Source organism: Candidatus Accumulibacter meliphilus (genome assembly GCF_036625345.1).
Taxonomy (GTDB): domain Bacteria; phylum Pseudomonadota; class Gammaproteobacteria; order Burkholderiales; family Rhodocyclaceae; genus Accumulibacter; species Accumulibacter meliphilus.
In genome coordinates this window covers 73,895-97,726 of record NZ_JAZKTZ010000012.1, presented here as the reverse complement: position 1 = coordinate 97,726, position 23,832 = coordinate 73,895, and the positions used below count along the sequence as shown (strand labels likewise).

Sequence of the window (23,832 nt, the reverse complement as noted above, 5' to 3'; positions counted from 1 at the left end):
ATGGCCATGATAGCGCTGCTTTCGCTCTCGGCCGGGTTCGCACGGGCCATCGATTTTCTGGACGGCGATTTGCAGTTGCATGGCTTCTTTTCGCTGACCTTGGTCAACACCTCGGACAACAACTTCTTCGGGCAAAGCGACGATCAGATCAGCAGTGAGTACAGCGAGGTCGGGGCCAATGCTTCCTGGCGGCTGACGCCCGACGTTCAACTGTCTGCCCAGTTGCTTTCGCACCGGGCCGGCGGCACTGATGATGGCGGCGTGCGCCTCGATTATGGTCTGCTCGACTGGACCATGGCCTCCAGTGAGGAGGGGCGGAGCGGCGTGCGCGTGGGACGGATCAAGACGGCCTACGGTTTGTACAACAAGACGCGCGACGTTCCTTTTACCCGGCCGAGCATCATCCTGCCGCAATCGATCTACTTCGATCGAACACGCAACTTGACCGTTTCGGCCGACGGTGGGGAGGTCTACCTCGAACGCTACTATGAAGCCGGTTCGCTTTCGGCCAGCCTCGCTCTCGGGCAACCGCAGACAGACACCGATGCTGCCACAGTCGCCCTCGTCGGCCTGAACCCGCCTGGTCACCTCGATGCGAAGTTGGCACCCGATTTCCAGGTCATGTATGAGGGTTCCGGCGGCAGGTATCGCCTGGGGTTCACCGCCCTGCATCTCGATCTGCGCTACAAGCCGGGCTACGCTGACCGCCTCGGCGCAGGCCGTTTCAAGCTGACGCCACTAATCTTTTCAGCCCAGTACAACGCCGAGAACTGGAGCCTGACGAGTGAGTACGCGAGTCGTCGTATCTCGGTCAAGGATTTTGGTCCGTTCTTCTACAACGGCGATGCGCTTGGCGAGAGTTACTATCTGCAGGCTACCTACCGATTGGCGCCGAAGTGGGAAGCGCTCCTGCGCTACGATGTGTACTATGCCGACAAGGGCGATCGCAATGGCCGGGATTTTGCGGCAGCCACCGGTCTGCCCGGCTTTACGCGCTATGCCAAAGACTGGACCCTTGGCGTCCGCTTCGACGTCACTCCGCAGTTCATGCTCCGTGCGGAAGCGCATCAGGTTGACGGTACCGGCTTTCTGGCGGTGCAGGACAATCCCAATGCGCAGGATCTCCGTCGTTACTGGGACAGCTTCATGCTCCTCGGCTCGTTCCGTTTCTAGCCTCTTCCGATGTCAACCCCTCCGCCACCGACGAAAGTGCGCAGCACCTTCGGCTTCCTCAGTCTGAGGTGGAAGATCTTGTTGATCCTGGGAGGGGTGATGCTGTCGGTCAACGGTGCGCTGTCCTGGCTTCACTTCCATGACCTGACGACGCGCTTCGAAGTGCAGCGGACGGCGACCAGAGAACGCCTGGTCGAACAGGCGTTTGCGTTGCGTACCGACTTCGGACTCCGCTTGCAGGCTCTGGCCGGCATGCTGGCCGCTCTGGACTCGGTCGGCGTCGATCTTTTTCAGACGCCGGCGGGCAATGCCTTGCTGCGACGGCACTTCGACAGCTACTGGTCAGTGCTGCAACTCGATCTCGGGCTGGACTCGCTGCAGGTTTACGCGCCAAGTGGTCCTCCCGTGGCGAGTTGGCGCACCAATGCACTTGTCGAGGAGGAGCAGGGCGCCCAGGTTCGCGACGTCATCGGGCAGGAGCGGGCGATGCACTGGACGCGCTGCGAGCAACTGTGCACGCAGTTTGCCGCGGCACCAATCCTCGTGGCCGGTCGCGTTGCCGGAGCGGTGGTCTTGGGCACTTCTCTGGCCGACGTGGTGGTTTCTTTCCACCGCCTGTCCGGCGCTGATCTTGGCGTTCTCGTTCCGGTCGCCAGGCCGGCAGGCAAAAATGCACTGTCTGCCCTGGGTCTGCAGGTGATTAGCTTCAGCAATGTGGAGCGCAACCTGCCCTTGCTGCAGCAGTTGACGGCGCTTCCGCCGCTGCGTGGTGAGAGCGCCTGGCGCAAGCTGTTGTACGGTGGCCAAGAGTTCGAGTTGTCGTTTTTGGCGCTTGACGCCCGCGCTGACGCGCAGTCGTCAGCTCTGCTGGTGGTGGTCGACGATCTCACCCAGGCGCGTGCCGATATTGACAAGTCGGTCTTGGACCGCTTGCTGGGCGAGTTGGCGGCTTCGCTCTTCTCGCTGCTGTTGTTGGCGCTGCTGGTACACGCGCCCCTGCAACGCATGACCCGGGCGGTGCGGGCGATTCCATTGCTCGGGCGTAGCGCTTTTGCCGAGGCGCGGGCGAGGATTGCACCGCGCGCTCGGCGTCTGGTCGATGACGAGATCGACAGCCTCGACAAGGCCGCGAGTGACCTGTCGTATCGGCTGGAAACGCTGGAGAGCGACGTCGCGGCTCATTCTGCCCAAATGGAGGAAATGCTGCAGGGAATTTCGGAGCAGCGCGATTTCAACAAGAATCTGCTCGATACCGCGCAGGTGATCATCCTGACGCAGTCTAGCGACGGCCAGATTCTTACCCTGAATCGCTACGGACGGCAGCTGTTGGGTTGGACGGAAGACGATTTGCAAGGCAAGCGCTTTCCGGAACTGGTCTGCCCGGATGGCTCCTCGGAACCGGCGATCGACGAGGCGGTGCAGAAAATTGCCGCAGGCGAACTCGATGACGTGCAACTGGAGTCGATACTGGCGAGCGCGAGCGGCTCACCGTACAAGATTACCTGGAACCACTCACGTCTTTCCGGGTCGAGCGATGTGGTGATGATCCTCTCGGTCGGGATCGACCACACGGAACGTAAGCTCGCCGAGTTGCAGGTCAAGGATTTGAGCGAGCAACGCAAGCAATTGCGTGAGCGCGATCCCTTGACCGGCTTGTTGAATCGCCAGCATTTCCAGGATCAACTTGAGCAGGCGCTAGCCAGCGCCGGCCGTTCGGCGCGTGACGGGGCACTGCTCTATCTCGACCTCGACGGTTTCAAGTACGTCAACGATCTGAACGGGCACCAGGCAGGCGATGCGCTCTTGCGGATCGTTGCCGACGCCGTCGGCCATGTAGCGCGCGGCAGCGACCTGCTCGGTCGCCTGGGCGGCGATGAACTCGGCATTCTGCTGCACGAATGCGATGATGACGGGGCCGTCCAGGTGGCCGAGAAGATCAACAAACGACTCGCGGCGATCAAATTCCCGGGCCTGGGAGCGAACCATCGTGTGTCTGCCAGTATCGGCATCGTCGTTTTTTCCGAGGCCACGATGGACGTCAAGCAGCTTCTCGCCAATGCCGATATCGCGATGTATCAGGCCAAGTCCAAGGGCGGCGCTGGTTGGCACCTCTATTCGGACGGGGAGGGCGTCCAGGAGAAGATGCAGAGCCGTCTGCACTGGGAGGAGATGATCAATCGCTCACTGGGCGATCGCGGATTCATAGTGCATTACCAGCCGATCCTGGATATTCGCGCTCGCCAGGTCAGTCACTACGAGGCTCTGGTACGCATGCGGGCAGAAGATGGCTCGCCGATCCCGCCCGGGGTGTTCATGGAAGTTGCCGAGAGCAGCGGACTGATACGCGAAATCGATCGCTATGTGATCCATGAGGTTTTCGGCAAGATGTTGAGCCTGTTTGCTGCCGGAAAATACTACAAATTCTCGATCAACCTGTCGGGCGTCAGCATCAATGATCCGCGCTTGCTCTCCTTCATCCGCACTGAACTCTCGCGTAGCGCCTTGCTGCCGAGCCATGTGGTCTTTGAAATCACCGAAACCGCGGCGGTATCAGATTTTTCCAAAGCACGCGCCTTCATGAACGCCGTACGAGAACTCGGCTGCGCGTTTTCGCTCGACGATTTTGGGGTTGGCTTTTCCTCGTTCAACTACATCAAGCAGTTGCCTGTGGACTACGTCAAGATCGACGGCTCATTTGTCCGCACCCTGGTCGACAGCCCCGATGATCAGGTCTTCGTGCGGGCGTTGGCCGAGGTCGCGCGCGGCTTTGGCAAGAAGACGGTGGCCGAGTTCGTGGAAGACGAGCGCGCACTGAATATGTTGCGCACCTTCGGGGTGGACTACGCGCAAGGTTACTTCATCGGCAAGCCTGATCCGGAGATTGCCTGAGCAGAGAGCTTGCGCAGGGTTCGGCACGGTTCGGCACAATTCCACCCTCGGGGAGGCGTCCGGCGGCGGTGCTATAATCGCCTGCTGACTTGCCACTCCTATTGCCTACCGTCCCCCAAGCATGGCGCTGTTCACCCTTGGTATCAACCACCACACAGCACCACTCTCGGTTCGCGAGCAGATGGCGTTTCATGCCGAAAGCCTGCCTCGGGCTCTGGCGGACCTGGCCCACTGCAAAGCGGTCCACGAGGCGGCGATCCTGTCGACCTGCAATCGTACCGAGCTGTACGTTGCGAGCGATGTCCCTGACGCGGCGACGCAGTGGCTCGCCGACTACCATCGTTTGGCGCGCCATGAGATCGCGCCTTACCTCTATACCTATCCCGAGCGCGATGCCGTTCGACATGCCTTCCGGGTTGCCAGTGGGCTGGATTCGATGGTTCTCGGCGAGCCGCAGATTCTCGGCCAGATGAAGGAGGCGGTACGCGTTGCCGAGGAGGCGGGCACTCTTGGTACGACGTTGCACAAACTCTTTCAGCACTCCTTCGCGGTGGCCAAGGAAGTGCGGTCGACGACGGCGATCGGGGCGAATGTGGTCTCCATGGCCGCTGCCGCGGTGCGCCTGGGTGAGCGGATCTTCGAACGTATCGCCGATCAGAAGATTCTCTTCATCGGCGCTGGTGAGATGATCGAACTGTGCGCCACGCATTTCTCGGCACAGCGCCCGAAGCAGGTGGTCATCGCCAACCGGACGGTCGAGCGCGGCCTGGTCCTGGCCAATCGTCTGGGCGGGACGGCGATCAGGCTGGAGGACATCGGTGAGCGCTTGTCGCAGTTCGACATTGTCGTTTCGTGCACCGCTAGCCCGCTGCCAATCCTCGGCTTGGGCATGGTCGAGCGGGCGATCAAGATCCGCCGTCATCGCCCGATGTTCATGGTCGACCTGGCCGTTCCGCGCGATATAGAGGTCGAGGTTGGTGAAATGGACGACGTTTTCTTATATACGGTTGATGATCTGGCGCAGGTCGTTGAATCGGGTATCGAGTCGCGCCAGGCCGCGGTGGTGGACGCGGAGTCGATCATCGGCGAACGCGTTGAGAGCTTCCTGCGCTGGCTGGCCACGCGTGCTACAGTGCCGCTCATTCGTTCGCTGCGGGATGCTGCTGACCGTGCGCGTCGCCACGAGATGGAGCACGCGCTGAAACTGCTGGACAAAGGTGAAGACCCGGCCCGCGTCCTCGAACGTTTCTCGCATCGTCTGACCAACAAGTTTCTGCATGCACCGACGCAGGCCTTGAACCAGGCCGGTGCTGACCAGGACGAGTTGCAGACGCTGGTCGGACGCCTGTTCCATCTCCATCCGGATTCCCGCTTCGGCGAGTAGCCGACTTCGGCAACCGACGCCAGGCTGCTGGATTCCCTGGAATCCTTTTCGTAGCGTGGCGCGCTTTAAGCGACTTTCTCATGAACCAGAGCATTCGCGACAAACTTGAACAGCTGAGCGGTCGCCTTGACGAACTTGGCCGCATGTTGGCCAGCAGCGAAGCAACGCAAGACATGGACGAGTTCCGCAAGCTGTCGTGCGAGTACGCCGAAATTGGCCCGGTGGTCGCTCTCTACCAGACCTGGCGGCAAGCCGAGGGCGAACTGTCGTCGGCGATCGAGATGCTCGCCGATCCCGAAATGAAGGAACTGGCCGAAGCGGAAGTCACCGCTGTCAAGGAGCGCCTGCCGCAGATCGAGGAAGAGCTGCAGAAACTGCTGCTGCCCAAGGACGCCAAGGACGATCGCAACGTCTTTCTTGAGCTGCGCGCGGGTACCGGTGGTGAAGAATCGGCGCTCTTTGCCGGCAACCTCTTTCGCATGTATACGCGCTACGCCGAACGCCAGCGCTGGCAGGTCGAAGTCATTTCGGCCAGCGTTTCGGACCTCGGTGGCTATCGCGAGGTTATTGCGCGCATCATTGGTAACGGCGTCTACTCGCGCTTCAAGTTCGAGTCCGGTGCGCATCGCGTGCAGCGCGTTCCGGACACCGAAACGCAGGGGCGCATTCACACTTCCGCCTGCACAGTGGCGGTGATGCCCGAGGCCGATGTGCTCGAGGAAGTGCAGATCAACCCGGCCGATATTCGCGTCGACACCTACCGCGCTTCGGGTGCCGGCGGACAGCACATCAACAAGACGGATTCGGCGGTGCGGATTACCCACCTGTCGACGGGGATCGTCGTCGAATGCCAGGATGATCGCTCGCAACACAAGAACAAGGCCCAGGCCTTGTCGGTCCTGGCGGCACGCATCAGGGACGTGCAGGAGCGTGAGCAGCACGCGAACATGGCGTCCACGCGCCGGGATCTGATCGGCAGCGGTGACCGCTCGGAGCGCATTCGCACCTACAATTTCCCGCAGGGTCGAGTCACCGACCACCGCATCAACCTGACCCTGTACAAGATCGAAGCGATCATGGATGGCGACCTGGACGAATTGCTGGCGGCGTTGGCCGCAGAGTATCAGGCAGATCAGCTGGCGATGCTCGCCGAGAGCGAGTGAGACGTTTGGCCGCAGCGAAGACTGGAAATTGCGCTGGCGGCGGCTGCTCACCACTTCGTCGCTACGCCTGCGCTGCCCCCGATGCCAATGACGCTTGACGCTGCGTGGCGCTTGGCCTGCCAGCGCATCGCGCGCCTCGATGCGCGTCTGCTGCTTGAGCACGTAACGGCCTGTACACACGCCGATCTGATCGCCCACCCGACGCGGATGCTCTCCGCAGAGCAGCTGGCCAGGCTCAATACCTTGGTCAGTCGCCGTGCTGAAGGTGAGCCACTGGCCTATCTTGTCGGCAGCGCGGAATTCTACGGCCTGGAGTTTTTCGTCACGCCTGCGGTGCTGATTCCGCGTCCGGAGACGGAACTCCTGATCGACCTGGCAACCGAACATCTACAGTCCTTGCCCCACGCGCAGATACTTGATCTCGGTACCGGCTCCGGTGTTCTGGCGGTGACCCTGGCTCGGCTATGCCGGGGGGCGTCGGTTACGGCAGTTGATCTGTCGTCGGCAGCACTTGCCGTGGCCCGTGGCAATGCTGCACGGCACGCGGTGGAGGTCAGTTTTCTGCTGGGTGACTGGTATGCGCCGCTCGGAGGAAGTCGTTTCGATCTGATCGTTGCCAACCCGCCCTATATCGCGTATGCGGATCAGCACCTGCAGCACAGTGGTTTGCCTTTCGAGCCACGTATGGCGCTTACGGACGGGGTGGTCGGTGGTGACGGTATGGCTTGTCTGCGTGCGATCATCGACGGCGCGGCAGCGCATCTGCGGCCGGGTGGTTGCGTGCTGGTTGAGCACGGATACGACCAGGCCGCTGCGGTGCGGCAGCTGTTGGCTGAGCAAAGGCTGGTCGAGCTCGATTCGTGGCGTGATTTGGCGGGGATTGAACGCGTTAGTGGTGGCCAGCGCTGAAGCATGACGACGCCGGCCCAGTAGTGGCAAGGCGTTGCGGTGGGCAGGCAAAAAAAACCTTCGCACAAGAGGGCTAGACAGCCGGGCGGACTTCTGGCAGGATAGGTGGAGCGTAATCAATCTGCGCTTCAGTCGGAGGTTTTGCGATGCTTGCAACGAGTGCGGGGGAATGGGTGCACTGTGGTCGCGTGTTCAGCGCGACGGAGATTGCCGAGCTCTGCGCGACGGTCGCGTGGCTGCCGGGATTGGCACGCAAGGAGTTGGCGGCGACGGTCTGCGAGCACCTGGGCTGGACCACCCTGACGGGGACGGCGAAGATCAGCGCCTGCCTGGACTTCCTGGAGCGTTTGCAGGCGGCCGGATTGCTGGTACTGCCTGCGTTGAGGCCCTCGCCGCCGCGCCGTTGCGCGCCGCCCTCGGCATCCGTCGCCCCCGTTGCCGAGCCGGCGGTGCACTGCGCCCTGTCGGCGCTCGCGCCGGTGTCCCTGGAAGTGGTTCGCGACGCGACCCGGGTGGCGCAGTGGGATGCGCTGGTGGCGCGTTGGCACCCGCTGGGTTTCCAGGGGGCCTTCGGCTACCGGCTGCGCTACTTTATCACGGCGGGCGACCGGCGGCTGGGCTGCGTCCTGCTGTCCGGTGCTGCCCGCGCGGTGGCCGTGCGCGATCAGTGGATCGGCTGGACGGCCCAGGCCCGCCGCGAGAACCTGGCGCGGGTGGTGAACAACAGCCGCTTCCTGATCTTTCCGCACGTCCGGGTGCCGCATCTGGCCAGTCATGTGCTCGGGCAACTCGCGCGCCGCACACGCGCGGACTGGCTCGAACACTGGGGCTTCGAGCCCCTGCTGCTGGAGACCTTCGTCGATCCGCGTCACTATGCCGGCACCTGCTACCGTGCCGCCGGTTGGCAGTTGCTTGGGGCAAGCAGCGGGCGCGGGCTGGCCCGCCCTGGCCAGTCCTATCACAGCACGCCCCGCCAGGTGTGGGTCAAAGCGCTGACCTCGGATGCTTGCGCCTCGTTGTGTGCCGCGCCGGGGAGCCCGCGGTCATGAGCAAACCTTGCCGTCGCCCGACACGCGTGGCCATCAAGAAGCTGCGCTCAGAGAAGAAACGGCAGGAGAAGGTACTGAACGCGAAGCTGCGCGCAACGGGACAAGTCCCCCACTCAGCCGCTCCATTGCCCAACAGAAGCTCGGCCTTCGCGACCGTCGACGAGGAACAAAAGGCCCGCGAGGACGCCGTGAGCAAACAGATGCGCCTCCTGCGCAAAGAGCTGCCCGCCTTGCTCGCTCAACTGGAACAAATTCCCGACCCGAGAGATCCCAAAAAGCGCCGGCACAAGCTGACCGTGCTTCTGCTCTACGGCTTGCTGATGTTCGTCTTTCAGTTCTCCTCCCGGCGCGAGACCAACCGCGAAATATCCCGTCCCCAGTTCATGGCCAACCTCCACCTGCTGTTCCCGGAGATCGATACCCTGCCACACGCCGACACCCTGTTTCGGCTGTTGCGCGACATTGACCTTGAACAGCTCGAACAGGCCCACGTCGATCTGGTGAGGCGGCTGATTCGCGGCAAGAACTTTCGCCGCTATCTGATCGACCACTGCTATCCGATCGCCATCGACGGCTCACAGAAGCTCGCTGGCGACACCCTCTGGACGGAGGAACTCCTGCAACGTACCGTCGGCAAGGACGAAACCCGTCACACCCAGTACTTCGTCTACGTCCTCGAGGCCAGCTTTGCCTTCCACAACGGCCTGGTCATCCCACTGCTCAGCGAGTTCCTCGAACACGCGCTGGGCGAACCCGAAGCGCAAAAGCAGGACTGCGAGCTGCGCGGCTTTGTGCGCTTGAGCGACCGGCTCAAGACGCTGTTCCCCCGCCTGCCGATCCTGCTCCTGCTCGACGGCCTCTACGCCAACGGGCCGGTGATGCGGCGCTGCTTGCGCGCCCACTGGCAGTTCATGATCGTGCTCAAGGACAAGGATTTGTCCACGGTCTGGCAGGAGTTCCGCGCGCTCCACGCCCTGAAGCCACAAGTTGTGCAGCGCGGTTGGGGAAGACGCCGACAACACTTCAGCTGGGTCAACGACATCGACTACGCCTTCGCTGCCAACGGGCGTCAGCGTCTCAAGCTGAATCTGGTGGTCTGTGAGGAAAGCTGGGAGAAGATCGATGAACAGGCCAGGACCGTCACCGAAACATCGCGCCACGCCTGGCTCTCCAGCCAACCGCTCAGCCAAGACAATGTCCATGAGCGCTGCAACCTCGGGGCCCGCCACCGCTGGGGCATCGAAGCGGGCTTCCTCGTCGAAAAACATCAGGGCTACCACTACGAGCATGCCTTTGCCCTCGACTGGAATGCCATGAAAGGCTATCACCTCCTCATGCGCCTGGCGCATGTGTTCAATACCCTGGCACGCTTCACCCGACAGCTACGCGATCTCTATCAGCAACTCGGCGTGCGCGGTGCCATCGCCTTCATTCGAAGCTCCTGCGCCGCCCCCTGGCTCGACCCAGCACGAATCCGCGCGCTCCTCGCCGCTCCATTCCTGCTTCAACTTGAGTGACCTCACACAGGCGTACCCGAAACATCCTCTCGAGCGCGGCGTACGCCGCGTTCGGAAAGGCTCGCCTGGCGATCGTACCGCCGTCCAAAAAATTCTTTCGGCATCCTCCTGGCTGACTCCACCACCCGTCCTTTGCCGCTAGCCAACCGCAATTTGACCGCCTCGACCGCAAAAGCGGGCGTTACCGGCAAATGAGCCTGATTCGGCTGGGTCATGCGTCAGGGCTGAGTGGTGGCCAACTCGATTGACGCTGGGTGCCGCCAGCCGCTACACTGCTCTGTTGAGTGTTTTTCATAACGACTAGTCACTAAGAGGTTTTACGATGGATGCGCAGCAATTGATCAAAGAACAGGTAACCAGCAACCCCGTGGTCCTCTACATGAAGGGGACGCCGCAGGCGCCGCAATGTGGCTTCTCGTCGGTAACGGTGCAAATCCTCAAGGCCTGCGGAGTGTCCAGCTACCTGAGCGTGAACGTACTCGATAACCCGGAAATCCGTAGCGGTATCAAGTCCTACGCCAACTGGCCAACGATTCCGCAGCTTTACGTGCGCGGCGAGTTTGTCGGCGGCTGCGACATCATGCGTGAGATGTACGAAGACGGTGAGTTGCAGAAGCTTCTTGACGGCCTGGTTGATCCGGCCTGATCACCAAGGCTTCTTGCCGGTCGGGCGGTGTGGCGCACTGCCAAGGCGCTGCGCACGCCAGGCCACCGTAGCGCGCGTCGCTGCGTTGGCTTTCATCAAGTGCTGGCCGTTGCCGACTTGCCCACGCTCAATTCCTCGTAGGCCCTTACGGCTTCCGCGGCGTACATCAGTGCCGGGCCACCGCCCATGTAGGTGCAGACGGCAAGCGTTTCCATGAGTTGCTCACGACTGACACCCAGGCGAATCAGCGCCTTGACATGAAAGCCGATGCAGGCATCGCAGCGGCTGGAGACCCCGATCGCCAAGGCGATGAGTTCTTTATCCAGCGCCGAAAGCACGCCTGGCGAGAGGGATGCCTTGGCCAGCGCATTGAAGCTCTGGATGGTCTCCGGGATGTCCCGACGCAGGCTGCCGATGGCCTTGGAAACATCGTTGGTAATGGTGCCGAACGATTTACTCATCAGCGTTTCTCTCCATTTATCAGAAAACACTAATATACCGTGGTGGAGCTTTCTTTGGCAACCAGTTTCCGGTGCCGGAGCTTTGCTCGGTAGGGGATCCGGGCAGCATCAATAGCGGCGACGCCAATGCGTAATGGACGACTGCCGTGCCATCACTCGGGGCGGCTGCTTGCTGCACTGGCTCCTGCCTCTATCTCGCCGCCGGCGACGCACTTTCAGAAGCTTACCAGTCGCGTGTTCGCCGACGTCAGGCGCTCGCTCAGGACTGCCAGAAAAGACTGATAGAAGTGTACTCGGCAGGCTTCCGAAGACGACCGCAATGAGCGGGCAGTAATCCGCACCAGCTTGGCTTCGGTCAGGGCGACGACATCGGCGACGCGTGTGCAGTTTGATTTGCCGATGACGGCCATTTCGCCGAAGCAGTCGCCGGCCGTCAGCATATCCAGGATCAGGCCACTCTTGAGTACTTTCAACTCGCCTTCTGCCAGGAAGCAGAAGAAGTCCCCGAGGTCGCCGTCGCGCATGATCAGAGTGCCGGGCGAAGCGCGGCTCCACTGCGAGAAGCGCACTATCTCCCACATCTCGACGTCAGAAAAATCGGCAAAGAATGGGAAGCCACGCAGGGTATCGAACTTCTCGAGATCGGCGATCTCGTCGGCGGGCACTTTCGGTTGCCGCGCGCGAAAGGCCTGTGCCAGATCCTGCGCAAATTCTTGCCAGCTAGCGTAGCGAGTATCGAGTCGCTTGCTCATCGCACGGGCAACGATAGCGTCGAGCGCCGGCGGGACCTCTCGGCGCAGCGTCGACGGCCGGCGTGGTTCAGCGTTGATGATCTGGTAGATCATGTCGTAACTGGTGCGCGCCTGAAAAGGCAATTGACCGGTCAGCAGCTGATACATGACGACGCCCAGCGAGTAGATGTCGGTCCGCTGATCGAGCGCCTGCTCTTTTACCTGTTGCGGCGACATGTAGGCGGGTGAGCCGATCCCCTGCACCAGCGTGCGATCGGGTGAGCCGATGATCGCCGCACCGAAATCCGAGATCTTGATGTCGCCTTCGTTGTGGTCGGTGCACGTGAGCAGGATGTTCGCCGGCTTGATGTCGCGGTGGATGATGCCGGCCTGGAAGGCGAAGTCGAGTGCCCGGGTGCACTTGAAAACGATCTCGACGATGCGTTCGACCGACAATAGCTGGCCGGGCGCGCAGACCGTTTCCAAAGTGCCGCCAGCGACGTATTCCATGACGATGTAGCAGATGTGGTCGTCCACGACGGCGTCATAGGTCTGGACGATGTGCGGGTGCGACAGTTTACCAATCAGTGCCGCTTCGTTGAGGAACAGATGGGTGTAGAGTCTGCCCCGCTTGGGGTCTTTCAGGATGCCGGGAAAGGCGACCTTGACCGCCACTTCGCGCTGCGTAAATGCGTCGCTGCCGAGATAGACGGTAGACGTTGCCCCGTGGCCGACTTCGCGGATCAGCTCGTATTTGCCGATCTTCTCCATTGCCGGACGCTGCGGCGGACCTACTAACCGCGACGGGCCCGGGAAATGGCTGCCAGGACCTGCTCCGGCGCTGTGCCGCCGATGTGCGCGCGCGCGGCCAGCGAACCGTCGATCGTCAGCACCGCAAAGACTTCCTCGTCAAGCAGCGGTGAGAAACTTTGCAGCTCGGCGAGCGGGAGTTGAGCCAGGTCGACACCCAGTTCCTCGGCGCGACGTACTGCCAGGCCGACGGTTGCGTGGGCGTCGCGGAAAGGCAGGCCCTTGCGGGTCAGGAAGTCGGCGAGGTCGGTTGCGGTGGCGAATCCTTCGGCCAGGGCGTCGCGCATTCTTTCAGGATTGACGGTGATGCCGGCAATCATCTCGGCAAAAATGGATAAAGTGTCGCTGACCGTGTCGATGGCGTCGAACAGCGGTTCCTTGTCTTCCTGGTTGTCCTTGTTGTAGGCCAGAGGCTGGCCCTTCATCAGGGTCAGCAAGGCCGTCAGGTGACCGTACACGCGGCCGGTCTTGCCACGCGCCAGTTCCGGAACGTCGGGATTCTTCTTCTGCGGCATGATCGAACTGCCGGTACAGAAGCGATCTGCGATCCTGATGAAGCCGAAGCGCGGGTTCATCCACAGCACCAGTTCTTCGGACAGGCGCGACAGGTGCATCATCAACATCGCGCAGGCGGCACAGAATTCGATCGCAAAGTCTCGGTCGGAAACCGCATCGAGCGAGTTTTCGCAAATACCGTCGAAGCCCAGTAGCTCGGCGACGAAATGGCGGTCGATCGGATAGGTGGTGCCGGCCAGCGCCGCTGCACCGAGGGGCAGACGGTTGGTACGGCGGCGGCAGTCGCTGAAGCGTTCGGCGTCACGTTGCATCATCTCGAAATAGGCGAGCAGGTGATGGCCGAAAGTGACCGGCTGGGCGACCTGGAGATGGGTGAAGCCGGGAAGCGGCGTGGCGGCTTCCTTTTCAGCCAGGTTTAGCAGGCTGGTCTGGAACTGACGCAGCAGTGGCAGCAACGCGTCGATCGCGTCACGCAGATACAGGCGAATGTCGGTCGCTACCTGGTCGTTCCTCGAGCGGCCGGTGTGCAGGCGCTTGCCCGCGTCGCCAACGAGAGCCGTCAGGCGCTTCTCGATGTTCAGATGGACGTCTTCGAGGTCGAGCGACCAGACAAAGCTGCCGTTCTCGATCTCGCGGCCCACCTGTGCCATGCCGCGCTCGATATCGGCGAGGTCTCCGGCGCTGATGATTTCCTGTCTGGCGAGCATGGTCGCGTGCGCGACCGAGGCGCGAATATCCTGGCGCCACATGCGGCGGTCGAAATTCACCGAGGCCGTATAGCGTTTGACGAGTTCGGACATCGGCTCGGAGAAACGGCCGGCCCAAGTGTATTGGGAAGAATCCGATGGGTTCATGCGGGAGGGGTTCCTGGGCTAGAATCTCTCGTAGAACCTTGGACAGGCACCACTTCGAGTGATGGCAAGTATAAAGCAAAACCCGGCCGGCCAGCCGCTACCGGATTTCCGGAATTCCGGAGTCATGTTGCGAATTCTGCTCGGCGTGAACCTGCTGGCGCTGGCTGCCGCACTGGTTCAGAGCCAGGGTGTGCAGGACAGCCTGCAGCACTTCATCGACATGGCGGCCTGGGTGCAGCCCTTGCTGCTTTTCAATCTGGCGCTGCTGGCAGTACTCGGCAACAGCCTGCAGCGAGCACCTGCCTGGATCGGGCGCACGCTGGTGTTGTTGCTGGCCGCCGCTTCGGCGATCGTGTTGTCGGCGCTGTGGAGTCACCTGATCTTCGCCGATGCTGGTGGTGGTGGCCAGGCTCTGCTCAGGGCGGGCCTGCTGGCTGCGCTGGCGGCCGGGCTCATGCTTGCCTACTTTGCCTTGCGTGCCGGGGCCTTGTCGCCGGCGCTAGTCGAGGCGCGATTACAGGCGCTGAGTGCGCGCATCCGGCCGCATTTCCTGTTCAACAGCCTGAATGCGGTGCTGTCGCTGATTCGCGCCGATCCGCGACGCGCCGAGACGGCGCTTGAGGAATTGGCCGACCTTTTTCGCGTGCTGATGCGTGATCATCGCGAGTTGGTGCCGCTGGCCGACGAGCTCGCCCTGTGCCGGCAGTATCTGGCCCTCGAAAAATTGCGTCTTGCCGAGCGCTTGCACGTCGAATGGGATCTCGCACCTGATTTGCCGCTGCATCTGAAAGTGCCGCCACTGATGGTGCAACCGCTGCTGGAGAATGCTGTTTATCACGGCATTGAGCCCTTGGGTGATCCAGGTACTATTCGCATTCGCCTGGCGCGCCGCGCTGATGCCTTGCAACTCGATATCGTCAATCCCTGCGCAGGCGGTGACGAGAAACCGCGCGGCAGCCACATGGCGCTGGACAATATCCGCGAGCGTCTGGCACTGTACTACGACCTTGAAGCACGACTCGATACCGATGCGGTAGCGCTCGGCGACGGCCGGCACGAGTATCGGGTACGTATCCTCCTGCCTTGTCGGGCGCAGCGGCAATGAATGCGCCTGCGCTCGCTTCGCCGCTATTGCTGCTGATTTGCGACGATGAGGCGCCAGCGCTGGCGCGTTTGCGTGATTTGCTGGCCGATATCGCTCTGGAGCTGCCGCATGTGATCGTCGCCGAAGCCGACAGCGGCCTGCGTGCACTCGCCGCCATCGAGGGTCTGCGGGTTGATGTGGCGCTGGTCGATATCCGCATGCCGAAAATGGACGGCATTGAACTCGCAGCTCACCTTTCTCGGCTCGAATACCCGCCGGCGGTAATTTTTGTGACGGCCTATGATGCCTACGCGGTGCAGGCCTTCGAGCTCAACGCCGTCGACTATCTGGTGAAGCCGGTGCGCGCCTTGCGTCTGCTGGAGGCGCTGCGAAAAGTTCACCGCCACCCGCTGCCTTCGGCCTTGCTCGCGCAACTGCCACAGGGAGCGCGAAGTCATCTTTCCTGCCATGAACGGGGCCGGCTGTTGCTGATTGCCGTTGCCGAGATCGTCTACTTCCGGGCTGACCTGAAGTACGTCACAGCACGTACCGGTGATCGCGAATTCCTGCTTGACGAGTCGCTGACCCATCTTGAGCAGGAATTCGGCGCCCAATTCATTCGTCTGCATCGCGGTGTGCTGGCGGCGCGGGAGGCGATTGCCGGCTTCGAGAAGAGTGGCGCTGGCGACGACGCCGAGACGCAATGGCAGGCGATTCTACGCGACGTTCCCGAGCGGCTGCCCGTCAGTCGCCGGCAGTGGCCCTTGCTCAAGTCTTTTGCGCGCCGGCTCAGTTCCTGATCGGCGGTCGCTTCTTGACACTCATCAAGGTCGCCGGTGACGGTTTTCCTATAATTCCCGCTGCCATCCGACGAGGTCTTCATGAAGTACGCTCAAGGCTTGAGAAAATTTTTCTATATCCTGCTCGGGGGGGGCGTCATTCTGCCGGCTGCGGCGCTCGATCTGGAACGTGCGAAGGAAGTTTATGGCCCGTGTGCCGCCTGCCATGGCCCGTTCGGGGCTGGTGGCAAGCAAGGCGAGTACCCACGCATCGCCGGCCAATCGCCGAAATACGTGGAGCAGCAGTTGCAGGCCTTCCAGAGTCAGTTGCGAATCAACCTGCCGATGTATCCGTACACCCGGGCGCGCGAACTCGACGATGAAGACATGAAGTTGCTCGCCGCCTACCTGGCGCAGATCGAACTGCCGACACGGCCGCCGGTCTTCAAGGACAGCGATGACGCCCTGGCGCGGTTGCTGGCGATGGAGAAAGTGATGATCGTCCCGCGTGCCGCCGGTAATATCGAAAACGGCAAGGCGGTGTACCAGAAAAAGTGCGCCGTCTGTCATGGCAAGACCGGGCAGGGGCGCGGCATGTTCCCGATGCTGGTGGGCCAATATACGAACTACCTGCAGAAGCAGATCGCTGCCTACCTCGAGGCGGATCGCCCGCACGACGAAGAAGGTGCCAAGACGGGAGTCTTGTACACCCTGAAGGTCAGCGATGTCCAGGACGTCCTGGCCTATTTGACGACTCTGCAGGTGGCCGAGCAGTAGGAATCACCGCTCGTCGGCGCAGGCCGGTTTCCTCGCTGTCGCGAGCGTCGAGAAAACGACTTCAGTGTCGGAGCAAGCGTGCACGCCAAGCATGTTAGAATCGTCCCCTGATCAAGATGCCTTTTGGGTGATGCCGCCCTCGCGCACCGGCTTTCTGGCGAGGGTTGGCAGCGCGCTTACCGGAAACCTGCCTTGAACTCTGCAAATCCAGATCAGTCGCGTATCGTCATTGCCTCGCGAGAGTCGCGGCTTGCCATGTGGCAAGCGGAGCATGTGCGCGGACGTCTTGCCGAATTATACCCACAGCGCAAAGTCGAGATTCTGGGCATGACCACTCGCGGCGACCAGATTCTCGATCGCCCGCTGTCGGCAATCGGTGGCAAGGGTTTGTTCATCAAGGAACTCGAAGTGGCGATGCAGAACGGTCAGGCCGACCTCGCCGTGCATTCGATGAAGGACCTGCCGATGGACCTGCCAGATGGCTTCGTCCTGGGCGCCATTTCGTCGCGTGAGAATGCGTGCGACGCCTTTGTTTCCAATCGCTTTGCCGACCTCGACGACCTGCCGGCCAAGGCCGTGATCGGCACCTCGAGCCTGCGCCGCGAGGCGAGTCTGCGCGCTCGCTACCCCGAACTGGTCATCAGAAGCCTGCGCGGCAATCTTGATACGCGCCTGCGCAAGCTTGATGCGGGTGAGTACGACGCCATAATCCTCGCCGCCGCGGGCCTGATTCGACTTGGTCTGCCTGGCCGAATTGCGTCGCTGTTGACCCCGGAGCAGTCCTTGCCGGCGCCGGGGCAAGGCGTCCTCGGTATCGAGGTGCCAGCGCAGCGCGCCGATCTGATCGCCTTGGTGGCGCCGCTCAACGATCCGGCAGTGGCTCAATGTGTGCTTGCGGAGCGTGCTTTTTCACGCGCGCTGGGCGGCAGTTGCCAGCTCCCGCTGGCCGCACATGCGATGCTTGAAAACGGTCGGCTGTGGCTGCGTGGCTTCGTCGCTACTCCGGACGGGAGGCAACTGCTTGCGGGTGAGTTGCGTGGCGCCGCGGAGGACGGCGAGTCGGTCGGCCGTGGCTTGGCGCAGAGCTTGCGTGACCAGGGCGCTGGCGCCATTCTTGATCAGCTTTCGGCAGGCCAATGACCGGGGCTCTGTACGGCAAGAGAATCGTCGTTACGCGGCCACGTGCGCAAGCACCCCGGCTGGCCGCCTGGATTGCCAAAGAGGGCGGAGAGCCGCTGCTTTTCCCATTGCTCGATATCGCGCCGACTGACGAGCCGGAACCGCTGCGCGCGGCGATCGCACAGCTTGATGCTTATGCACTGGCTGTCTTCATCAGCCCGAATGCCGTCGAGTACAGTGTTCCGGCGATCCTTTCTTCCCGCGGCTGGCCGGCCGACTTGCAGGCAGTGGCCATTGGTCAGGGGAGCGTCGCCTTGCTGGCGGCGTACGGCATCAAGAATACGCTGGCGCCGCTTGAACGCTTCGATTCCGAAGCCTTGCTCGAACTTCCGGCATTGCAGCGGCCTTGCGTTGCCGGGAAACGGGTAGTGATCTTTCGCGGCAACGGCGGCCGTGAGTTGCTTGCCGACAGCTTGCGAGAACGCGGGGCCGAGGTCGACTACGTGAGTTGTTATCAGCGCTCCGCGCCCGACAGTGCGGCAGTGCTTGAAGCGCTGTGGCGCAGCGAGCAGCTTGACGCGCTCACAGTTTCATCCAGCGAGGGTTTGCGTAACCTGGTCGACCTGCTCGACGCCCCCGCGCGTGCGTCTCTGCGCACTACTCCGGTGTTCGTGCCGCACCCACGAATTGCCGAGCTGGCGCAGAAACTTGGTTTGCAGCGGGTGATTCTGACCGAACCGGCAGATGCTGGGATCATTGCTGCTCTGAACGTATATAATTGGCGGTCATGATGAAAGAAGAAATCGACCCAAGGTCTTCACTCCCCGAGCAAGCTGCCGCTGCGTCTGCTGACAAGTCGCCAGCAGACGAGCAGCCGTCGCCGGGATCTCGGACATTGCCGGAGAGCGAGTCCTTCCCGGCGAGTGAGCAGCGGCCGGAGACGCATCCGCTGCCCGAAAAGGACTCCTTACCGGAGGCCGAGCGAGCGGCATCGGAAGCTGAGCCCCTGGCCGAACAAGAGCCCTTGCCTGACGCGCAGCCAACGCTCGATGGCTCCACCCCCGCCGCAGCGACACCCGCCGCTGTCGAGGATCCTGCAGCGACGCCAGCCGTGGCTGGTGAGCCGGTGTCTGACGGTGCGTCAGTTGCGAGGGGGCAGCCGGCGGCAAGCGGGTCAGCGGCTAATCCGGCCGCGGCGAGTCAGCAGCCACCTGGCTGGCGCAACCCCTGGTTGCTGGTGGTGCTGATAGCCCTTGGTCTGGTGGCCTGGCAGTGGTTCGAAACCCGGCAGAAGATGGCCGATACGCAGCAGGAGTTGGCTCGCCGCCTGGCCGATAGCGATTCGAGTGGCGCGGAAATTCGCGCCCTCTCCAAGGGGGCGAACGATCAGATGGCTGGCCTCCTCGGCCGCCTCACTGCGCTTGAGGCGAAGATTGGTGAATCGCAGAGCCAGCAGGCGATGCTCGAGAAGTTGTACCAGGATGTGGCTCGCAACCGGGATGAGCTGGCGCTGGCCGAGGTCGAGCAAAGCCTGACCATGGCCGCTCAGCAGTTGCAGCTGGCAGGCAACGTGCAGGCCGCCGTCCTCGCCCTGCAAAGTGCCGAAGCCCGTTTGGCGGCGAGCAGCCGGCCACAGTTCGTCAGTCTGCGCAAGGTTTTGAGCAGCGATCTCGAACTTCTGCGCGCCTTGCCGCAGATCGATGTTGCGGCCATGAGCTTGCGTCTGGAAAGCGTCATCAATGCTCTCGATACGATTCCCCTGGCGGTCGATGGGCGTTCCCCGGCGCCTGGCGACGACGGGAAAGATGCCGCGCAGGCAGCCCCGGCGCCAGAGCCTGCCGAATGGCCGGCGGTGACCAGTGTCGAGTTCTGGCAGAAACTGGTCAGCGCCGAGTTGTGGCAGCGATTCGGTCGTGAGGTCTGGGGCGAAGTGAAATCCCTGGTCCGCATCCAGCGTTTTGACCGCGATGAGCCGGCCTTGCTGACGCCCGGGCAGGCGTTCTTTCTGCGCGAAAATCTCAAGTTGCGTTTGCTGAATGCCCGCCTGGCTCTGCTGGCCCGCGATCAATGGACTTTCCAGAACGAGCTCAAGCATGCTCAGGCGTGGATGAATCGCTATTTCGATTCCAGCGCTGCCTCCTTGCAGACGGCGCAAGCCAATCTCGAACAGCTCATCGCCACCGAGATCAACATCGAGATGCCGACGCTTAACGAAAGCAGGTCTGCAGTCAAGACCGTCAAGCTTGGTCAGGAGCGCCAGTGAGAGGACTACTTTGGCTACTGGCACTTGCTGCCATGGCTGTCGGCGTTTCGCTGACAGCACGGGTCAACGACGGCTATCTGCTGCTGATCGTACCGCCGTATCGCATTGAGGTCGCCCTCAGTCTGGCGATCATCCTCTTCGTTCTCGCCTTCGTGCTGCTGTTCTTGGTGCTGCGCACCATTGGCTTGGCGCTCTCCCTGCCAAGTCGCGTTGGCGGCTATCGCTCACGTCGCCGTCGTGAGAAAGCCACGGCGTCGCTTCACGAGGCCATTCGCCTGCTTTTCGAAGGACGTTTCACACAGGCCTTGAAGAAAGCCGGCGAGGCGTACACTGCCGGGCAGGATCCGGGCTTGGCAGCGCTGCTGGCAGCGCGAGCGGCGCATGGTTTGCGCGAACCCGAGAAAGAGCAGGAGTGGCTGGGTCGCGTTAACAACCCGCGACTGGACCCTGCACGGCTGATGCTGGAAGCAGAGATGGCCATTGACCATGAACAATACGGTGAGGCCGTCAGCGTGTTGCAGGCGCTGCAGAACGTTTCTGGTCGGCACATTGCGGCCCTGCGCCTTGAACTACGTGCCCAGCAGGGTTGCGGCAACTGGCCGGAGGTCCTGAAACTGGCGCGCGTACTCGAGAAGCGCGAAGCTTTGGCGCCTGAACTGCTGCAGGAAATAAAGACCCAGGCCCATCAGGAAACCATCCGCCAGCAGCAGGTGGCGGACGAGGGCCAATTGCTGGCCTACCTGCGCGCCATACCGGCCAAGGAACGTAGCCTGCGGCTGACGCACACCTCTTGCCAGGCCTTGCTTGAACACGGGGTTGACGATGAGGCGCAGCGGATGATCGAGAAGCAACTCGACACGCAGTGGGATTCGGATCTGGTACAACTCTATGGCCAGGTGCGGGGCCGTGACCTGACGTCCTGTATTGCGCGCGCCGAGAAATGGCTGCCGCAGCATCCCGAGGACGCGCAACTACTACTCACTTTGGGCCGCCTGTGCTTGCAGCAGCGCTTGTGGGGCAAGGCGCAAATCTACCTTGAGGCTTCGCTATCGCTGGTCGATCAGCGCGCAGTCAGGCTGGAACTTGCCCGCCTCTTCGAACAGACCGAACGTTGGGATGAGGCCATGCCGCACTACCGGGCAGCTGCCGAGCAGGTCGCCCTGCGCCCGGCGACGCAGCTGCTTCGACTGGCTGTCAGCTCAGCTCAGCAGTCACCGTCAGTACCTCGATTGCCTGGCTAAGCCCCTTCTTCTCCCGCACCGGGAGAAGCGAGATTCGTGAACCGCGTCTGCGACTTGCACCGTAGGCTAGGCCCTACTAGGCCCAGTCGCGCGGTTGCAGCATCTCGTAGAGTTCGGCCTCCGGGCTGCCGGCTGTGGGTTGCCAGTCGTAACGCCATTTGACGATCGGCGGCAGTGACATCAGGATGGATTCCGTTCGTCCGCCCGACTGCAAGCCAAAAAGCGTGCCGCGGTCCCAGACCAGATTGAACTCGACATAGCGCCCGCGCCGATAGGCCTGGAAGTCACGCTCGCGTTCACCGTAGGGCAGGTCCCGGCGCTTGTCGATGATCGGCAGGTAGGCTTCGGTAAACGCTTCGCCGACGGCTTGCGTCAGGGCAAAGCAGCGCTCAAAGCCGCCCTCGCTCAGATCATCGAAGAAGACGCCACCGACTCCGCGTGGCTCCTTGCGGTGCTTGAGGAAAAAGTACTCGTCGCACCACTTCTTGTAACGGCTGTAGACGTCATCGCCGAACGGCTGCAAAGCTTGCTTGCAGGTGGCGTGGAAATGCCGGATGTCTTCACTGACCGGATAGTAGGGGGTGAGGTCCATGCCGCCGCCGAACCACCATACCGCCGGAGCATCGGCCTTGCTCGCCACCAGCGCGCGCACGTTCATGTGCGCCGTCGGGCAATAAGGGTTTTCCGGGTGTAATACCAGGGAGACACCCATGGCTTCAAAAGCGCGACCGGCCAGTTCGGGGCGTTTTGCGGTCGCCGAAGCGGGCAGCGCGGAGCCGCTGACTTGCGAGAAGGCAACCCCACCGCGTTCGAATACGCGGCCACCCTCGATAATGCTGGTGCAGCCATTGCCGGCGAGCGGTTCGCCCAGCGCTTTTTGCCAGGCATCGGCGCGGAAGGCTTGCCCCGGCGCACCCTCGATCACTTCGAGCGCCTCGACAATGCGCGTCTGCAGGCCGGTGAAGTAGCTGCTCAGGAGGGCCGTGTCGATCATCGCAAACTTTCGCTGGCCGAGCAGGCCTGCCTTGCTGCATTGCTCATCGCTGCACGGCGCGGTGGCCGATGTCGTGGCGATACTGCATGCCGTCGAAGTGAATCCCGATAATCAGGTCGTAGGCGCGTTTCTGCGTTCGCTTGACGTTGTCGCCGAGCGCCGTGACGCAAAGTACGCGGCCACCGGCGGTGACCGTCTGGCCATCGCGTTCGCTCGTTCCGCCGTGGAAAATGTGGCTGTCTTCGCTGTCCTCGCCGTATTCGTTGTATTCGCTGACTTTCGGCAGACCGCTGATGACGTCCCCTGTACGCGGTGTACCCGGGTAGTTGGCTGCGGCAAGCACGACGCCCAGCGCCACGCGGCGATCCCAACTGGCTTCGACCTGGTCGAGTTTGCCGGCGACCGCGTGGTCGAGCAGCGTGAACAGGTCGGACTTAAGGCGCATCAGGATCGGTTGGGCTTCCGGGTCGCCCAGGCGACAATTGAATTCCACCGTCTTCACCGAGCCGTCCTTGCCGATCATCAGTCCGGCGTAGAGGAAGCCGGTGTAGGGGGTGCCCTCCGCAGCCATTCCCCTGACTGTCGGCAGGATGATTTCGCGCATCGCCTTGGCGTGAACCTCTGGCGTCACCACCAGTGCCGGCGAGTAGGCACCCATGCCGCCGGTGTTGGGACCGCTGTCCCCGTCGCCGATACGCTTGTGATCCTGGCTCGATGCCAGTGGCAGTACGTCCTTGCCGTCGACCATGACGATAAAGCTGGCTTCTTCGCCTTCCAGGAACTCTTCGATGACCACCTGTGCCGGCGGGCCGCCTTTCGGCACGTTTGTGCCTTCTGCCGGCAGCATGCGGTCAAGCGTGGCGTGCGCTTCGTCAAGAGTCATCGCCACCACCACCCCCTTGCCGGCGGCCAGACCATCGGCCTTGATGACGATTGGCGCGCCTTCCTGGTCGACGTAGGCGTGCGCCGGAGCGCGCTCGCTAAAGCTGGCGAAGCGCGCCGTCGGAATGCCGTGCCTGGCCATGAAGCGCTTGGCGAAGTCCTTCGAGCTTTCAAGCTGCGCGGCTTCCTTGCTCGGGCCGAAGATTTTCAGGCCACGGGCGCGAAAAAGATTGACGATACCGGCAGCCAGGGGCGCTTCGGGGCCGACGACGGTCAGCGACACCTTTTGCGCTTCGGCGAAATCGGCGAGGGCGTCGAGATCGGTGATGGCGACATTTTCAAGCGCTCGGTCCGCAGCCGTGCCGGCGTTGCCCGGCGCGACAAAGACCTTCTGCAGACCAGGCGTCTTCGCCAGACACCAGGCGAGTGCATGCTCGCGACCGCCTGAACCGATGACCAGTAGTTTCATAAAAATCCTCTCCCCTCAGGGCGGTCACGGCTGCCCGCTGCTGGTCCGCAGCAGAACGATCGCCATTGAACTCCGGGTATTGAAGTTGGCTCAAGAGAGCCTGGCATACCCTTAACTGCCGC

At 62.2% G+C, this 23,832-nt stretch carries 20 protein-coding genes; 15 read left to right on the top strand and 5 right to left on the bottom strand.

Annotated features, from left to right (window positions below; genetic code table 11):
- The 8 genes from V5B40_RS20820 (at position 1) to grxD (ending at position 10,730) form a co-directional block, all read left to right on the top strand.
- Positions 1-1,173, top strand: coding sequence for a hypothetical protein (locus V5B40_RS20820; protein ID WP_332356307.1), 1,173 nt, complete (start codon positions 1-3; stop codon positions 1,171-1,173).
- 9 nt (positions 1,174-1,182) lie between these two features.
- Positions 1,183-4,062 (top strand): bifunctional diguanylate cyclase/phosphodiesterase, encoded by a 2,880-nt coding sequence (locus V5B40_RS20815; protein WP_332356306.1) that lies wholly within the window; start codon positions 1,183-1,185, stop codon positions 4,060-4,062.
- 121 nt (positions 4,063-4,183) lie between these two features.
- Positions 4,184-5,446 (top strand): glutamyl-tRNA reductase, encoded by a 1,263-nt coding sequence (gene hemA / locus V5B40_RS20810; RefSeq protein ID WP_332356305.1) that lies wholly within the window; start codon positions 4,184-4,186, stop codon positions 5,444-5,446.
- An 80-nt stretch (positions 5,447-5,526) separates the two neighbouring features.
- Positions 5,527-6,609 carry a peptide chain release factor 1 gene (prfA, locus tag V5B40_RS20805; RefSeq protein WP_332356304.1) on the top strand — a complete coding sequence of 361 codons (1,083 nt, stop codon included), beginning with the start codon at positions 5,527-5,529 and terminating at the stop codon, positions 6,607-6,609.
- An 87-nt stretch (positions 6,610-6,696) separates the two neighbouring features.
- Positions 6,697-7,518: a peptide chain release factor N(5)-glutamine methyltransferase gene (gene prmC / locus V5B40_RS20800; protein ID WP_434735896.1), complete on the top strand. Its 822-nt coding sequence runs from the start codon at positions 6,697-6,699 to the stop codon at positions 7,516-7,518.
- Positions 7,519-7,664: 146 nt separating this feature from the next.
- On the top strand, positions 7,665-8,567 hold the full coding sequence (locus V5B40_RS20795) for a DUF4338 domain-containing protein (RefSeq protein ID WP_332352692.1): 903 nt from the start codon (positions 7,665-7,667) through the stop codon (positions 8,565-8,567).
- Positions 8,564-10,084 carry a transposase family protein gene (locus tag V5B40_RS20790; RefSeq protein ID WP_332352691.1) on the top strand — a complete coding sequence of 507 codons (1,521 nt, stop codon included), beginning with the start codon at positions 8,564-8,566 and terminating at the stop codon, positions 10,082-10,084. Before V5B40_RS20795 ends, V5B40_RS20790 begins: the two co-directional genes overlap by 4 nt.
- A 322-nt stretch (positions 10,085-10,406) precedes the next feature.
- A complete protein-coding gene (gene grxD, locus V5B40_RS20785) occupies positions 10,407-10,730 on the top strand; it encodes a Grx4 family monothiol glutaredoxin (RefSeq protein WP_332356302.1) in 324 nt (107 codons plus the stop codon).
- A 95-nt stretch (positions 10,731-10,825) separates the two neighbouring features.
- Here grxD and V5B40_RS20780 read toward each other — a convergent pair whose 3' ends face one another.
- The 3 genes from V5B40_RS20780 to argH form a co-directional block, all read right to left on the bottom strand.
- Positions 10,826-11,191 (bottom strand): carboxymuconolactone decarboxylase family protein, encoded by a 366-nt coding sequence (locus V5B40_RS20780; protein ID WP_332356301.1) that lies wholly within the window; start codon positions 11,189-11,191, stop codon positions 10,826-10,828.
- A 215-nt stretch (positions 11,192-11,406) separates the two neighbouring features.
- Positions 11,407-12,693, bottom strand: coding sequence for a serine/threonine-protein kinase (locus tag V5B40_RS20775; protein WP_332356299.1), 1,287 nt, complete (start codon positions 12,691-12,693; stop codon positions 11,407-11,409).
- Between the two features lie 23 nt (positions 12,694-12,716).
- Positions 12,717-14,102, bottom strand: a complete 1,386-nt coding sequence (gene argH, locus V5B40_RS20770; protein WP_332356297.1) for an argininosuccinate lyase — start codon at positions 14,100-14,102, stop codon at positions 12,717-12,719.
- 124 nt (positions 14,103-14,226) lie between these two features.
- Between argH and V5B40_RS20765 the strand changes: the two genes are divergently transcribed.
- The 7 genes from V5B40_RS20765 (at position 14,227) to V5B40_RS20735 (ending at position 21,365) form a co-directional block, all read left to right on the top strand.
- Positions 14,227-15,207, top strand: a complete 981-nt coding sequence (locus tag V5B40_RS20765; protein ID WP_332356295.1) for a sensor histidine kinase — start codon at positions 14,227-14,229, stop codon at positions 15,205-15,207.
- A complete protein-coding gene (locus tag V5B40_RS20760) occupies positions 15,204-15,986 on the top strand; it encodes a LytR/AlgR family response regulator transcription factor (RefSeq protein WP_332356294.1) in 783 nt (260 codons plus the stop codon). Before V5B40_RS20765 ends, V5B40_RS20760 begins: the two co-directional genes overlap by 4 nt.
- A gap of 81 nt (positions 15,987-16,067) precedes the next feature.
- Positions 16,068-16,742, top strand: coding sequence for a c-type cytochrome (locus V5B40_RS20755; protein ID WP_332356293.1), 675 nt, complete (start codon positions 16,068-16,070; stop codon positions 16,740-16,742).
- A gap of 192 nt (positions 16,743-16,934) precedes the next feature.
- The gene (gene hemC, locus V5B40_RS20750) at positions 16,935-17,882 is read left to right on the top strand and encodes a hydroxymethylbilane synthase (RefSeq protein ID WP_332356292.1); all 948 of its coding nucleotides are present in this window, start codon (positions 16,935-16,937) and stop codon (positions 17,880-17,882) included.
- The gene (locus V5B40_RS20745) at positions 17,879-18,652 is read left to right on the top strand and encodes a uroporphyrinogen-III synthase (RefSeq protein WP_332356291.1); all 774 of its coding nucleotides are present in this window, start codon (positions 17,879-17,881) and stop codon (positions 18,650-18,652) included. Before hemC ends, V5B40_RS20745 begins: the two co-directional genes overlap by 4 nt.
- Positions 18,652-20,124, top strand: coding sequence for a uroporphyrinogen-III C-methyltransferase (locus V5B40_RS20740; protein WP_332356289.1), 1,473 nt, complete (start codon positions 18,652-18,654; stop codon positions 20,122-20,124). Before V5B40_RS20745 ends, V5B40_RS20740 begins: the two co-directional genes overlap by 1 nt.
- Positions 20,121-21,365, top strand: a complete 1,245-nt coding sequence (locus tag V5B40_RS20735; RefSeq protein WP_332356288.1) for a heme biosynthesis HemY N-terminal domain-containing protein — start codon at positions 20,121-20,123, stop codon at positions 21,363-21,365. Before V5B40_RS20740 ends, V5B40_RS20735 begins: the two co-directional genes overlap by 4 nt.
- Positions 21,366-21,441: 76 nt before the next feature.
- Here V5B40_RS20735 and hemF read toward each other — a convergent pair whose 3' ends face one another.
- Both hemF and purD read right to left on the bottom strand, forming a co-directional pair.
- Positions 21,442-22,359 carry an oxygen-dependent coproporphyrinogen oxidase gene (hemF, locus tag V5B40_RS20730; RefSeq protein WP_332356287.1) on the bottom strand — a complete coding sequence of 306 codons (918 nt, stop codon included), beginning with the start codon at positions 22,357-22,359 and terminating at the stop codon, positions 21,442-21,444.
- Positions 22,360-22,402: 43 nt separating this feature from the next.
- On the bottom strand, positions 22,403-23,710 hold the full coding sequence (gene purD / locus V5B40_RS20725; RefSeq protein WP_332356286.1) for a phosphoribosylamine--glycine ligase: 1,308 nt from the start codon (positions 23,708-23,710) through the stop codon (positions 22,403-22,405).
- Positions 23,711-23,832: the final 122 nt, after the last annotated feature.